Origin of the sequence: Neorhizobium galegae (assembly GCF_017877135.1) — a bacterium.
In the GTDB taxonomy this organism is placed as follows: domain Bacteria; phylum Pseudomonadota; class Alphaproteobacteria; order Rhizobiales; family Rhizobiaceae; genus Neorhizobium; species Neorhizobium galegae_A.
The window spans coordinates 266,220-279,262 of the sequence record NZ_JAGIPH010000002.1 but is presented as its reverse complement, the minus strand read 5'-3'; the positions used below and the strand labels follow the sequence as shown (position 1 = coordinate 279,262).

Here is a 13,043-nt window from a genome sequence, read left to right as displayed (position 1 = left end):
TCACCCGATCCGGATCACGGTATCGGTCGCAAATGTAAACGTCGGAATGGCCAGGTTCTGAGGCGCCGGGCCCTTTCGAATGCGGCCCGCCGTATCGTAGTGCGAGCCATGGCAGGGACAGAACCACCCGCCGAAATCCCCGGACTGGCCAAGCGGCACGCAGCCGAGATGGGTGCAGGAACCGATCATGACGATCCAGTTTTCCTTGCCGGCGCCCGCCGAGCGGTCGACATCGGTCGCCTGCGCGTCCGGGGCGATATTGGCGTTGCGGGCAACCGGATCCTTCAAGTCTCCGAGCGCCACAGCCTTGCCTTCGGCAATTTCCTGCTCCGTGCGGTTGCGGATGAAGACCGGCTTGCCGCGCCACTTGACGGTAAGCGACATGCCCGGTTCGACGCTCGATACGTCCACTTCGATGGAGGCCATGGCCAAGGTGGATGCGTCCGGGCGCATCTGGTCGATGAAAGGCCAGGCCACGGCCACGGCGCCCACGGCACCCGCCATGCCGGTCGTCAGATAAAGGAAATCACGGCGAGTGGGCTCGCCCACGCTGCCGCTATTCGTGTCGTGCTCGCTCACGGTCAAACCATCCTCTGCGCAGAAATGTCGTAAAATTGCATGGCCCCTCGCCCCGTCTCAATCCAATTCGGACACAATTGGACTCTATGCTCCCCAAGGGATTTCTATGCGTGATCGTAAGATAAGTCCAGTCTCGGCAACAGGATATGGGCACATTGTCGCGGGCCTGACATGCGACAAGAACGCCTGCGCCGCCAGCGTGCCACAGCTGTCCGTCGAGCGCCGGCCGCGCCACCCGGCAGGGGCCGTCTAAAAACCTGCGCCCTGGTGGTTCAGTGTTTGTTGCGGCGCACAAAGGCGCATGTTATGGCAGTTCACCCTGCCGCGACGCAATGGAACGCCATGCGCCATCACCTGTCCTTCAGTATTTCCTTGATCAGCGCGCTGGTTTTGCTGCTGATTTCCAGCCGATTCGTCGTCGATTTCTTTCTTGTTGCGATTTATCAAAACCTTCACTTGCATCTCGCCCTCATTGCAGTTTTTGCGGCGTCAGTTGCACTTGTCATCCGCTTCAACATTTTCGGTGTGATCGTCCTGGTGGCGGCAATCGGCCTGAGCATCCACGGCTACCTGCTGTCGCAGCGCTATGCGGTCGCCACGGTCGATACCCCCGGCCAGACGTTCCGGCTGATCTCCTTCAATGTGCTCGGCACCAATACGGAAAATGCGAACGCCATCGCCGACGAGATCCTCGGATCGCGGGCCGACGTCGTAAACATCATGGAAGCGCGCGGCGTGGTGCCCGCACTTCCCCGGCTGTTTGCCGCTTATCCCTACCGAATCGGATGCGGAGAGCAGACGAAAAGCTGCGACCTGATGATGCTGTCGCGTTATCCGCTGAAGAACGGTACGATCCAGAGCCTGAGCCAGTTTGCCTATCACCGCTTCATCACCGCCCGTGTCCAGCTGCCGGCGGGAGAGGTCAATGTGGCGGCGATCCACCTGACGAAACCCTATTTCGATGCCTATCACGATGAAGAATTGCAGGGTGCGGCGCGCATGCTTGGCCGCCTCAATGGCCCGCTCGTCCTGTCGGGCGATTTCAATGCCTCCAGCATTTCCCCCGACATGCTTGAATTCCTGCGCCAGACGGGGCTGAAGGCGGCCAAAAACCAGCCCGCCACCTGGCCGATCATGGCCGGCTCGCTCGGAGTGCCGATCGACCATATCTATATCCGTGAGCCGCTTGCCTTTCGCCATATCCAGCGCATTGCCGACAACCACGGCTCCAACCATTACGGGCTGGTGGCGGATCTGGGGCTGCCCCTGCCGTGACCCGTCAGGGTTCAGACGTCTGACCCGAGATCGAGAAAGCCGCCGGACTGGCGCGACCAGAGTTCGGCGTAAAGCCCGCCGGAAGCAACAAGCTTTGAATGCGTGCCCTCTTCCACGATGCGCCCCTTGTCCATGACGATCAGACGGTCCAGCGCTGCGATGGTGGAGAGGCGATGGGCAATGGCGAGCACCGTCTTTCCCTTCATCAGGGCGTCGAGATGCATCTGGATGGCCGCTTCCACCTCCGAATCGAGCGCCGATGTCGCTTCGTCCAGCACCAGGATCGGCGCATCCTTCAGCATGACGCGGGCAATGGCGATGCGCTGGCGCTGGCCGCCGGAGAGCTTGACGCCGCGCTCGCCGACATGGGCATCGAACCCCTTGCGGCCGCGCTGGTCCTCCAGCGCCAGGATGAAACTGTCGGCCTCCGCCTGACGGGCGGCGGCAAGCAGTTGCGCGTCGCTGGCATCGGGACGGCCAAACAGGATGTTGTCGCGGATCGAGCGATGCAGCAGCGATGTGTCCTGCGTCACCATGCCGATCTGCTGGCGCAGCGTCTCCTGGCGCACCCTGGCGATATCCTGCCCATCGATCAGGATGCGCCCGGACTCCACGTCGTAGAAGCGCAGGAGCAGGTTGACGAGCGTGGATTTGCCGGCCCCCGAACGCCCGACGATCCCGACCTTTTCACCGGCCCGGATGCTGAGGTTCAAACGATCGATCACGCCGGAGGCGCGGCCGTAGTGGAAGCTCACATCCTCGAAGCGGATGTTCGGCTGGCGCACGACAAGCGCCGGCGCATCCGGCACGTCGGTGAGCGACACCGGCTGCGAGATCAACTCGGCGGCATTCTGCACCGTGCCGAAATTGCGCATGATGCCGTTGAACTGCGTCATCAGGCGCCCGAGCAGGAAATTCAGCCTCAGCACCAGCGCCAGCGTGAAGGCGACCGCGCCCGAACTGATGCGCCCGTCGAGCCACAGATGGATGCACAGCGCCGCCATGCTGGTGATCATTACGCCCGATAGCAGCGCCATCGAGGCCCGCACGCCGGTGATGAAGCGGGTGAACATCATGGTCGAGGCCTGGAAAATATCGAAGCCCTCGCGCATGTAGCGGTCGTTCACCTCGTCGCGGCCGAACAGCCGTAGCGTCTGGATGTTGCTGTAGGCATCGACCATGCGCCCGGAGAGCATGGAACCGGCTTCCGCCGTCTCGCGCGAGTGAAAGCGGATGCGCGGCACGAAATACCGGGCAAGAAACGAGAAGATGCCGACCCAGACCAGCACGATGACGGCGAGCCGCCAGTCGAGCCCGCCGATCAGCGCCAGCATCGAGACCGCATATATGCCGACGAACCAGACGCTTTCCATGAGCGAGGTGACGAGGTCCCCCGTCGACTGCCCGCCGGACCAGACCTTCGTGACGATGCGCCCGGCAAAATCGTTCTGGAAGAAGGACAGCGACTGGCGCGCCACGTGCTGGTAGGACTGCCAGCGCACCATGTTGTAGAAGCCGGGTGTGATCACCTGCTGGTCCACCAGCGCCGTCAGCATCGTCACCAGGAAACGCACGGCGCCGATCAGCACCAGCATGCCGGCCAGTTCATAGCCATGGGACGCCAGAAGTCCCGGCCAGCCCGCCGCCCGGTCGACGCTTGCGAGAATATCGACAAGCCGGCCGACGAACCAGAACAGCGCCGCCTCGATGGCGGCCGTCAGCCCACCCAGCACCAGCATGATCAGGAACGGCGCCTTTGCCTGGCGCACGTAGAACCAGATGAAGGCGAAGGTCGCTCTGGGTGGCTGCAGATCGGGCCGCGGGGCAAACGGCCGGATACGGGTCTCGAAAAAGCGGAACAGGGCGTCAATCATACCCTTGGGTATAGGCGCTTTCGCGTCCGCAGCAAGACGCGCGGCGGCTTAAAGTTTGGCAATGTGGCGCCGGCTAATTCGTCCGGCGGCCGTAGAGCGCCTCATAATGCCGGTCTTTCGGCAGGCGGCCGGACACCGTCGTGGTCACCAATGTGTCGTCGCCGCGGAATTCCGCCCGCTGCAGCGCAAGGCGTGCGCTGTCGTAAAGCTGCGCCGGCGTGACCGCGCCGAACGCCGAGGCGGCACCCAGCCGGCACTGGACATTCGGCAGGTCGGGAACGCGCTTGCGGGCCAGACGCACCGTCGTTTCCAGAATGCGGCCGATCCGGCGCCCGAGATCCGTCAGCGACAGGTCGTCGGTGAAGCTCACCAGCATGCCCAGTTCGTCCATCTGCAGCCAGGACGCCATTTCCTCCTTGCTCATCAGCCGGCCGGCCTGCTGGCCGAGCGTATCGAGCAGAAAATCACGCGCACCGATCATGGCCGGGCGCTGATAGGCTTCAAGGCCCTTGAGGCGGCACAGCACCAGGCTCGACCCATCGAGTTGCTGGCCGTCGGTCGTCATCGCCTTCATCCGCCCCATCAGGGCGGCGCGACCGGCCAGCCCGTGGACCAGGGGTGCAGCAGCAACCGGACGGGCGGCATCGGGGAGGCCAGCGCCTGCGGCCACAAGCCCGACAACGGCGCCGGCTCCGGCGCTGGCATCGGGAAAATTCGCCTCAACGGCGGGGGATGGGCCAGAAGCAGCCAAGACCGATGTCGCCGGAGCCGGTCTTGCGACCGAAGGTCCGGCCCAATCGTCCAGCGCCTGCATGACCTGCCGGGTGGCCTCCAGTTCCGCCGCACAGGCATCGGTCACCGCCTTCAGCACATGAGCGATCTGCGCCGGCGACAGGGCGGGTGCGGACTGAAGCAATGTGGCCGCCTTTTCGATCTTCTGCAGGTTGCTGCTCACCGTCTCGTCGACGGCCGACAGGATGCCGCGCAATTCCGTGGCCGCATCCAGAAGCGACAGGGCGGCGGTCAGGCGCGGGCCGGTTTGAAAGTGCTGCGGAAGGATATCGCGGGCCATGGCGGCCCATTCCTGCGGATCGATGGGGCGGGGAAGCAGGGCGAAGCGACGCTTGATCTCCGGCCTCTCCCCTTCGATGAGCAGCGTCATCAGCTCGAAGTTGACAGGGCTGAGGTCCAAGCCGAGACGCAGGAGAAGAGCAACGGCCTGGCGGCCATTGGCGTTCGGATCAGGCTGCATGCTTGTGATGATAGACATCGCGCATTCTCCCAGATCAATAGGAGATCATCCTAAAATAAAAGCTAATCCAAGCCTTTAAGGGGAATGGTAAACGCATCGACAAAAGACAGGGGGGCATGCCGGGCCGCAATGCAGGCCCGGCATGGTGATCGCATGCGGCAAGCCGTTATTCCGCGGCCGCCTCCGTCTTGTCTTCGGCATCATCGCTCAGGAAGCCACCGGACTGGCGGTTCCACAGGTCGGCATAGATGCCGCCCTTTTCGACCAGTTCCTGATGCGTGCCCATTTCGACGATCCGGCCGGCATCGAGCACGATCAGCCGGTCCATCTGCGTCAATGTCGACAGGCGGTGGGCAATGGCGATCACCGTCTTGTCCTCGATCAGCTTGAACAGGCTTTCCTGGATCGCCGCCTCCACTTCCGAATCGAGCGCCGAAGTCGCCTCGTCCAGCACCAGGATCGGCGCATCCTTCAGGAAGACGCGGGCGATCGCGATGCGCTGGCGCTGGCCGCCGGACAATTTGACGCCGCGTTCGCCGACATGCGCATCGAGCCCCAGGCGCCCCTGCTGGTCGGCCAGGCCCTGGATGAAATCCCAGGCATTGGCGCGCTTGGCCGCCTCGATGATTTCGGCATCGGTGGCATCCGGGCGTCCATAGGCGATGTTGTCGCGGATCGAACGGTGCAGCAGCGAGGTGTCCTGCGTGACGACGCCGACCAGCGCACGCAGACTGTCCTGCGCCACATGCGAGATATCCTGCCCGTCGATCAGGATGCGGCCCTTCTCCACCTCGTAGAAGCGCAGGAGAAGGTTCATCAGCGTCGTCTTGCCGGCACCGGAGCGCCCGACGAGACCCACCTTCTCGCCCGCCTGGATAGAGAGCGAGAAATTGTCGATGACGCCCCTCTGCTTGCCATAGTGGAAGCGCACGCCGTCATAGACGATGGCGCCCTTCTGGGCCGAAAGCGGCTTTGCCGAAGGCCGGTCGATGATCTCGTGCGGCTTCGTCATCATCGACAGCCCGTCATAGACCGTGCCGATGTTTTCAAACAGCGCCGCCACTTCCCACATGATCCATTGCGACATGCCGTTGATGCGCATGGCAAGGCCGATGGCAACCGCAATTGCCCCGACGCTGACGCTGCCATCCAGCCAGAACCAGATGCCGAGAGATGCGACGAAGAACTGCACGACGGCATTGTTGATATCGACGCAGATGTTGAGAAGCGAAATCTGGCGCATCTGCTTGTGAACGGAGACGAGGAAGGCATCCATGCCCTGCTTGGCATAGATCTCTTCGCGGCCTGCATGCGAGAACAGCTTGACGGTGGCGATATTGGTATAGCTGTCAACGATACGACCGGTCATCATCGAGCGGGCATCGGCCTGCTCGCTCGACAGCGTGCGCAGCTTCGGGATGAAATTGCGCAGGATAAGGCCATAGACGATGATCCAAAGCACCAGCGGCACACCAAGACGCCAGTCGACCGAGGCGACCAGCGCCAGCATCGAGACGAAGAAGCTTGCCGCATAAACGAAGACGTCGATGATCTTGATCGCCGCGTCGCGCACGGCAAGCGAGGTCTGCATGACCTTGGTGGACACGCGGCCGGCGAACTCGTTGGCAAAGAAGGTCATCGAATGGCGCAGCAGGAAGCGGTGCATCTGCCAGCGCGCAATCATCGGAAAATTGCCCGCCAGAACCTGATGCATGGTGACGGTATGCATCATGCCGGCAAGCGGCAGGCCGACAAGCAGCAGCCCCGCCATGGCGGCCAGCCGTCCGCCCTCCTGCGCGAGGAAGGTGGTGCGATCCGCATTGCTCAGCCAGTCGACGATATTGCCGAGGAACTGGTAGAGCAGCACTTCCGCCACCGCAATCACCATCGAGCAGGTGCCAAGCAGCAGCAGCCAGGGCCAGACCGGCTTCGTATAATGCCAGCAGAAGGCCAGAAGGCCCTTCGGCGGCAGGGCCGGCTCACTGGCCGGATAGGGGTTTACGCGATTTTCAAACCAGGCAAACATCAATAGGCTCCGTCACTCGGACTGCCGCGGCGACTGCGCATGATCTGGGCGCAGGGGCACTCACCGGCACGCGGCGAAATTCAAATGGCAAGGCCTGGATCGGCCTCGAAAACGATCTTGGAGAGGTCAGGCTTTGCGGGAACCGCGAGAGCTTAGGCCAGCAGCAGAACAATCTGCGGTCGGAAGCGCAAAAACACGGTCATATCCATGAAGGCCTCCTTTGGCTGGCGTTGAAGACGAACTGCGTTTACCAGCAAAGGGAAAATTTGAAAAGCCGGAATCTGCACAGACAGGCGACAAGCCGGCAGCGTGACGGTTGCATGACGGGCCTGTGGATGAAATAGCCCTTGGCGTTCTAAATCTCCACCACAGGCTGCTCCATGACCGCGCTTCGCATTGCCCTCTACCAGCCCGACATTCCCGGCAATACCGGCACCATTCTTCGGCTTGCGGCCTGCCTGGGGCTTGGCGTCGATATCATCGAGCCGGCGGGCTTTGTGCTCACGGACAAGAACCTGCGCCGCGCCGGTATGGATTACCTCGCCAGCGTGACGATGACGCGCCATGTCAACTGGGCGGCCTTCAACGCCTGGCGGCTGTCGGAAAACCGGCGCCTGGTGCTTGCCTCGACCAAGGCCGCCACCCGCTACACCGATTTCCGCTTTGCCGGCAATGACGTGCTGCTGTTTGGCCGCGAAAGTGCCGGCGTGCCGGATGCCGTGCATGAGAGCTGCGATGCACGGCTGATCATTCCGATGATCGAAGGCCAGCGCTCGATCAATGTGGCGATCTCGGCTGCGATGATCACCGGCGAGGCAATGCGGCAAATTGACTGGCAGGGCTGATACAGCCCGAAGTGGTATTGGCGGATCACGGGAACTGTGCGAAGCTTATGCTTGAGAATGCATATTCAAGAACACTTGCCAGCCTCCTCCCAGCTTCGGAGAGACACCCATGTTCCCGACCGCATTCACCCATTCCATCACCCAGTTCGCCCGCACCCTCAGCCTTCCGGAACGCATCCAGCATTCGCCGCTGCGCAACCTGTCGCTGGAAAGCCTGCGCCGGCGCAACACGACGCTCGACTCGCTGTTTTACGACGTCAAATCGGTCACGGCGGAAGAAGCCTTCTATATCAGCAGTTGTCTTGCTGCCGAGGGCGCCATTCTGATCGTGCCGCCAACGGGCGCAGGATCGCTGAAACTCTGCGACACGATCGACGACTATCTGCTGGGAGGTGGCGAGACGATCGACACCCTGGCGGTTGCCGGGGTGGGCTCGTCTGCGCTCGGCTCTGCCGCCTTTGCCCGCAACATCGCCGATGCCATCGACAAGCCGGTGGCGGTGGTTGTTTCCGGCTACGGTCTTGCCGACGTGATGACCGAAGCGCTCGGCGGCTATTTCCTCTTCGGCTATCTCAATGGCTTTCGCCACCAGTTCGAGCGGCTGGACGACTTTTTCGGCAGGCCGCAATTCGGCGTGGCACCGAAACTCTCCATCGAAAAGCTGGCGGAAGCGAGCCTCGATACCCAGACGGTGGGTGCGCTGCTTGCCCATCCGCGCCTGTCCTTCAAGCTGATCCTTGGCCACTCCAAGGGCAATCTGGTCATCTCCGAAGCGCTGTACCGGCTGGCCCATGCGGATCTCGCGCTCGCCCAGGCGCTCGCCGCCCGCGCCCGCATCATCACGATCAGTGCCCGCATCGCAATGCCGCGCCCGTTCCGCGATGTCATCGACGTCATGGGCGAGTGGGACTGGTTCGGGGAAATCAATTCGCGCCACGCCATTCCGGTGGATGAACTGGTGCCGCAGGCCGGCCACCATACGAATACGGACCTGCCCAACCACGTGCCGGTCACCGAAACGCTGCGCAAGGTGCTGGCCGGCTCGGCAGCGCTGGCGCCGACGGACGAGACAAGCCCACGCCTGACGGACGCCACGATCCTGACGCTCCCCGTCATTGCCGAAGTGCCGCCCCCTGCCCCTGTTCCGGAAACGCTGCCGATCCCGGTGCCGGAACCGATTCCGGAAGCCTTGGCCGCGCCTCCGAGCGAGGTGGATGCAGCACCGGAAGCGGAGCCTTTGCCTGCAGCCCTCACCGATCTCCTGGACGCACCCGATCCTTCCGCCGCGGTGGAGACCACCGAGATTGAAACGGCCGAACCGGCAGACGACGCAGCGCCCCTGGAGGCCGTAGCCGCCATCGAGGAGATGGCGCCGGAGGTGGCGGACGTCGATCTGCCGGAGGCCCTTGAGGAACCGCAGGCGCCAAGCCAGCCCTCCCTTCAAGAGGCTGATGTCGCAGCGCTTGCTGCGGCAGCGGACGAGACGTCCGAAGCGCTTGTGGAACCGGATGTCGCGCCGGAGCCTCTTGCAGAGACTGTAGTCGAGGCCGAGGCCGCGCCAGTCGCTGCCGCCGAGCCTGCTCCACCTAAACCGGCAGCCCCCGCGCCGACGAAACCCAAAACCCCGAGTGCCGCCAGGGCAAAGCCGCGGCGCGGCCGATAGCGTCTTTGAAGGGAACGGCCGTTGAGGGCGGCAGGCTAAAAGGGGCGCACCGAGAGCGATGGTCCCTTCGTTCGTCCGGCGCCGTGGGGCATTGCCTTTGAAGAAACCAATTTCAAAATGAAAGTGCCGACGGCGGACCCCGTCGGCACTTTCATCCTGGCGCATCGCCTCGACAGACAAGGGAAGCAGTCGAGGGCAACGGCCTGAAGCTCTCCCGGGCGGCGCGGTGCCGCCGGCTCGATCAGGCAAACAGCATCATTGTCTTTGCCATCGTGGCATTGGTGATGTTGAGCCCGATGGTCTGCAACTGCTGCTGGACACCCTGCGAAGACAGTTTTACCGCCTCTTCCTCCATGTCCGCATCCACCATGCGGCCGATACCGATCTGGGTAATGTCCTGCAGGTTCTGCAGAAAATTCGTGTTGGAAGAGATGCGGCTGCTGGTTGCGCCGATGGCAGCACCGCCATCGATCATGCGCGCCATCATGCTGTTGACGGCAGACATCATGCCGTCGATCTCGTCATTGCTCGTGGCGTCTGATACGCCGATCTCACGGGCACCGGCGCCATTCGGCACGGTGGAACCGGCATCGAGCAGGTAGTAGGATGCGCCGGAAGCACTCGTGCCGGAATAGGCGCGGGTCAGCAGACCATCAGCCGCATCGCCCTTCGCTACAAGCGTCGAGCCGCCCCTGTCGAAATCAATGACGTTGACCGAGACATTGCCGTTGCCGTCGCTTGCGACCGAGCCGACCATGCTTTCCACTTTAGGGCGCTCGCCGGCTCCCGTCTTCAGCCAGTTCTGGCCGTTGAAGGAACTGCTGTCGATCACGGTCGTCAACTGCTGTTTCAACTGGCTGATTTCGGCATTGACCGCCTTCCGGTCGACGCCCGGACTTTTGGCAAGGATCAGCTTCGACTGGATATCGGACATGATGTCGGTTGCCGCGGTCATGCCAAGGGCTGCCGTATCGGCGATGGCTGCGGAAAAGGCCTGCGCATCCTCGGCACTCGACAAGGACAGACTGCTGGACTTCATCGTGGTCGCAATCGACCAGTAGGCGGCGTTGTCGGACGCCTTATTGACATCGCGGCCGGAGGCGACGCGGATGGTCGTGTCGTTCACCGCCCGGCTTGTGCCACCGAGAAGGGAAAGCGCTGATGCGGCTGTGGCATTGAGGGATGACGAATACATCGGTTCTCCGCTTGTGTCGGGCCAACCGCTTAACCGGTCTGGCTCAGGCATGGGAGACATGTAGCGGGCAAGGATTTGCGGTTAGGTTTAACCGGACGTTATAATTTTAGCGTTTGCGCGAATACCTGTCATCTCAGTCAGCCGTGGGCAGGCGGCGCATGGTAAATTCGATGCAATCGCCTTCCAGCTGCCGCCAGCTTTCGACTTCGGTCCAGTAGGCGGCCTTCGGGAAACTGTCGAACCATTCGCGGGCTTTGCGGCGGGCCTCCTCGCGCGACAGGCAGTAGGTCTGGCGCACGAAGTTGCCCTCGTGCTGTCGGCCGCTCACCTCCTGCCGATGGCGGTTGATCCTGCGCTTCAGTCCGTCAAGCGGCGGGGGTTTGGCCATGCGCTTCACCTCTTTGCTCCAGATCGATTTTTGACGATAACCCGGCAATGCAGGCATGGCGAGTCGATTATCGCCGCTTGCCCCTGCGTTACGCCTTGATGCCGGCGCAGTTCAGCGGTTGCCTGCGCACAGGGCGCCGGGTTATGTCCGGGCCCGATTGACGCTGCGGGCTCTAGGCCCGATTCGACGCGTCGGCGCCAGTCCACGTCGGCACGGCAAGAAGGGAAAGATCGCCATGGAAAGACCGCATATCCCGCTCGGCCTGCCGGACGATATCGAGGGCAAGAAGGCTGAAGCCCGCGCCTGGTTCGAAAGCCTGCGCGACACGATCTGTCGAAGCTTCGAGGCCCTCGAAGATGAGCTGTCAGGGCCCTTGAGCGACCGGGCGCCCGGCCGGTTCCGGCCGAAGGACTGGCTTCGCGAGGACGGCGAAGGCGGCGGCGGGCGCATGTCGATGATGGAAGGGCGGGTCTTCGAAAAGGTCGGCGTCCACACCTCCACCGTGCATGGCGAGTTTTCCGAGGAATTCCGCAAGCAGATGCCGGGGGCCGCCGATGACCCGCGCTTCTGGGCCTCGGGTATTTCTCTGATCGCCCATCCGGTCAACCCGAATGTACCGGCCGTACACATGAACACCCGCATGGTGGTGACGACCAGCCAGTGGTTCGGCGGCGGCGCGGACCTCACGCCGGTGCTCGACCGGCGCCGCACACAGGAAGACCCCGATACGGTGGCCTTTCACGCCGCCATGGAAGAGGCCTGCCGCGCGCATGACACTGTCGCCGATTATCCGCGCTACAAGGAATGGTGCGACGACTATTTCTATCTGAAGCACCGCAACGAGGCGCGCGGCATCGGCGGCATCTTCTTCGACTGGCTTTACCCTCAGCCGGACAAAGGCGGCTGGTCTGCGAATTTCGCCTTCGTGCAGGCGGTCGGCCGCGCCTTTGCCGGCATCTATCCAGACCTCGTGCGCGGCAATTTCAACCGCCCGTGGACCGATCAGGATCGCGAAGAGCAGCTCGTGCGCCGTGGCCGTTATGTGGAGTTCAACCTGCTCTATGACCGCGGCACCATCTTCGGATTGAAGACCGGCGGCAATGTCGAATCCATTCTCTCGTCGATGCCGCCGCTGGTGCGCTGGCCGTGATGGACAATGGCTCTACGCGGCGCGGGCGATTGCTCGCGGGTGCGGCAAATGCCTGATTCGCAGGGCTTTTGATGGTTAATTAAGGAATCGTGAATTGACAAATTTGCGATCCACTTCATGCTATGGATGCTAGCTTTTGCTGGACTGCATCGGAGGAGGATCGCATGCCTACATCGCACAGCGTCGCCGTACCGCGGGAAGCCGACCAGGCCCGTCCGCTCGATACCCCCGAAATGATCAATCGCATGGCTGCCGATCTGCGGGCCCGCAGCGATACGGACCTGCCGCTTTCGTTCTACGTGGCGCAGGTGCGCCGGCAACTGACCGGCCGCACGCCTGCCAACAGCCAGCCGGAGAGAGCGGTGCCCGAGACGACGCGGGCCGGAGAAGCCCATCCGTCGGTTTTCCATTCCTGGGCCTTTTCCGACTGATCAAGGCCACGGACCGTTTCGTGGCATCTGGGGCGCCTGTCCGCATACCCGCCTGATGGAACGCCTGCAGCTCTTTCCCGTTTGGTTCTGACGACGGCTGCCGCCTTGTGCGGCCGTCGTCGACACCAAAGGAGGAAGCCATGAGACTGTTTGAATGCGGCACGCTCGTGCCGGGTTGCGATTGGCATACCCGCGCCGATGAAGATGCCGAAATCGTGCGCCGGGCCGTCGATCATCTTCGCACCACCCATGGTGAAACGGTGATCCGTGAAACCATGATCGACAACATCAAGGCGCGTATCCAGAGTGAGCAAGCGACCGACGCTTCCGCTGTGGCTGCTGTTCGATAGACGGCCTTGTGTTGG

The 13,043-nt window shown here is 62.7% G+C and carries 12 protein-coding genes; 6 read left to right on the top strand and 6 right to left on the bottom strand.

Translation table 11 applies throughout. The features are described 5' to 3' along the window. A complete protein-coding gene (gene petA / locus J2858_RS08850) occupies positions 1-579 on the bottom strand; it encodes a ubiquinol-cytochrome c reductase iron-sulfur subunit (protein WP_210104428.1) in 579 nt (192 codons plus the stop codon). A 306-nt stretch (positions 580-885) separates the two neighbouring features. On the opposite strand from petA, the gene J2858_RS08845 reads away from it, so the two are divergent. Further along, positions 886-1,854, top strand: coding sequence for an endonuclease/exonuclease/phosphatase family protein (locus tag J2858_RS08845; protein WP_210104427.1), 969 nt, complete (start codon positions 886-888; stop codon positions 1,852-1,854). A gap of 11 nt (positions 1,855-1,865) precedes the next feature. Here the strand turns inward: J2858_RS08845 and J2858_RS08840 are convergent, their stop codons facing one another. The 3 genes from J2858_RS08840 to J2858_RS08830 form a co-directional block, all read right to left on the bottom strand. Further along, positions 1,866-3,728 (bottom strand): ABC transporter ATP-binding protein, encoded by a 1,863-nt coding sequence (locus tag J2858_RS08840; protein ID WP_210104426.1) that lies wholly within the window; start codon positions 3,726-3,728, stop codon positions 1,866-1,868. Between the two features lie 73 nt (positions 3,729-3,801). Next, entirely contained in the window at positions 3,802-4,998 is a 1,197-nt protein-coding gene (locus J2858_RS08835) for a hypothetical protein (protein ID WP_210104425.1), read from the bottom strand. Positions 4,999-5,146: 148 nt separating this feature from the next. Next, positions 5,147-7,006: an ABC transporter ATP-binding protein gene (locus tag J2858_RS08830; protein WP_210104424.1), complete on the bottom strand. Its 1,860-nt coding sequence runs from the start codon at positions 7,004-7,006 to the stop codon at positions 5,147-5,149. 380 nt (positions 7,007-7,386) lie between these two features. On the opposite strand from J2858_RS08830, the gene J2858_RS08825 reads away from it, so the two are divergent. Continuing rightward, positions 7,387-7,851 (top strand): tRNA (cytidine(34)-2'-O)-methyltransferase, encoded by a 465-nt coding sequence (locus J2858_RS08825; protein ID WP_210104423.1) that lies wholly within the window; start codon positions 7,387-7,389, stop codon positions 7,849-7,851. Between the two features lie 109 nt (positions 7,852-7,960). After that, positions 7,961-9,514: a hypothetical protein gene (locus J2858_RS08820; RefSeq protein WP_210104422.1), complete on the top strand. Its 1,554-nt coding sequence runs from the start codon at positions 7,961-7,963 to the stop codon at positions 9,512-9,514. A 241-nt stretch (positions 9,515-9,755) separates the two neighbouring features. Here J2858_RS08820 and J2858_RS08815 read toward each other — a convergent pair whose 3' ends face one another. Both J2858_RS08815 and J2858_RS08810 read right to left on the bottom strand, forming a co-directional pair. After that, positions 9,756-10,709, bottom strand: coding sequence for a flagellin (locus J2858_RS08815; protein WP_210104421.1), 954 nt, complete (start codon positions 10,707-10,709; stop codon positions 9,756-9,758). 133 nt (positions 10,710-10,842) lie between these two features. Next, the gene (locus J2858_RS08810; RefSeq protein ID WP_245365684.1) at positions 10,843-11,097 is read right to left on the bottom strand and encodes a hypothetical protein; all 255 of its coding nucleotides are present in this window, start codon (positions 11,095-11,097) and stop codon (positions 10,843-10,845) included. A gap of 235 nt (positions 11,098-11,332) precedes the next feature. On the opposite strand from J2858_RS08810, the gene hemF reads away from it, so the two are divergent. From hemF to J2858_RS08795, 3 genes are all read left to right on the top strand, one after another. Continuing rightward, positions 11,333-12,247 carry an oxygen-dependent coproporphyrinogen oxidase gene (hemF, locus tag J2858_RS08805; protein WP_210104420.1) on the top strand — a complete coding sequence of 305 codons (915 nt, stop codon included), beginning with the start codon at positions 11,333-11,335 and terminating at the stop codon, positions 12,245-12,247. A gap of 164 nt (positions 12,248-12,411) precedes the next feature. Next, positions 12,412-12,678 (top strand): hypothetical protein, encoded by a 267-nt coding sequence (locus J2858_RS08800; protein ID WP_210104419.1) that lies wholly within the window; start codon positions 12,412-12,414, stop codon positions 12,676-12,678. A gap of 140 nt (positions 12,679-12,818) precedes the next feature. Beyond that, positions 12,819-13,028 (top strand): DUF1059 domain-containing protein, encoded by a 210-nt coding sequence (locus tag J2858_RS08795; RefSeq protein ID WP_210104418.1) that lies wholly within the window; start codon positions 12,819-12,821, stop codon positions 13,026-13,028. The last annotated feature ends 15 nt before the right edge of the window (positions 13,029-13,043 follow it).

Bases quoted from the DNA above. Each gene is read 5' to 3' on its own strand.
- J2858_RS08815 (WP_210104421.1), bottom strand. From the start codon at position 10,709: ATGTATTCGTCATCCCTCAATGCCACAGCCGCATCAGCGCTTTCCCTT.
- J2858_RS08840 (WP_210104426.1), bottom strand. From the start codon at position 3,728: ATGATTGACGCCCTGTTCCGCTTTTTCGAGACCCGTATCCGGCCGTTT.
- J2858_RS08835 (WP_210104425.1), bottom strand. From the start codon at position 4,998: ATGTCTATCATCACAAGCATGCAGCCTGATCCGAACGCCAATGGCCGC.
- J2858_RS08845 (WP_210104427.1), top strand. From the start codon at position 886: ATGGCAGTTCACCCTGCCGCGACGCAATGGAACGCCATGCGCCATCAC.
- J2858_RS08830 (WP_210104424.1), bottom strand. From the start codon at position 7,006: ATGTTTGCCTGGTTTGAAAATCGCGTAAACCCCTATCCGGCCAGTGAG.
- J2858_RS08795 (WP_210104418.1), top strand. From the start codon at position 12,819: ATGAGACTGTTTGAATGCGGCACGCTCGTGCCGGGTTGCGATTGGCAT.
- J2858_RS08810 (WP_245365684.1), bottom strand. From the start codon at position 11,097: ATGGCCAAACCCCCGCCGCTTGACGGACTGAAGCGCAGGATCAACCGC.
- hemF (WP_210104420.1), top strand. From the start codon at position 11,333: ATGGAAAGACCGCATATCCCGCTCGGCCTGCCGGACGATATCGAGGGC.
- J2858_RS08800 (WP_210104419.1), top strand. From the start codon at position 12,412: ATGCCTACATCGCACAGCGTCGCCGTACCGCGGGAAGCCGACCAGGCC.
- J2858_RS08820 (WP_210104422.1), top strand. From the start codon at position 7,961: ATGTTCCCGACCGCATTCACCCATTCCATCACCCAGTTCGCCCGCACC.
- J2858_RS08825 (WP_210104423.1), top strand. From the start codon at position 7,387: ATGACCGCGCTTCGCATTGCCCTCTACCAGCCCGACATTCCCGGCAAT.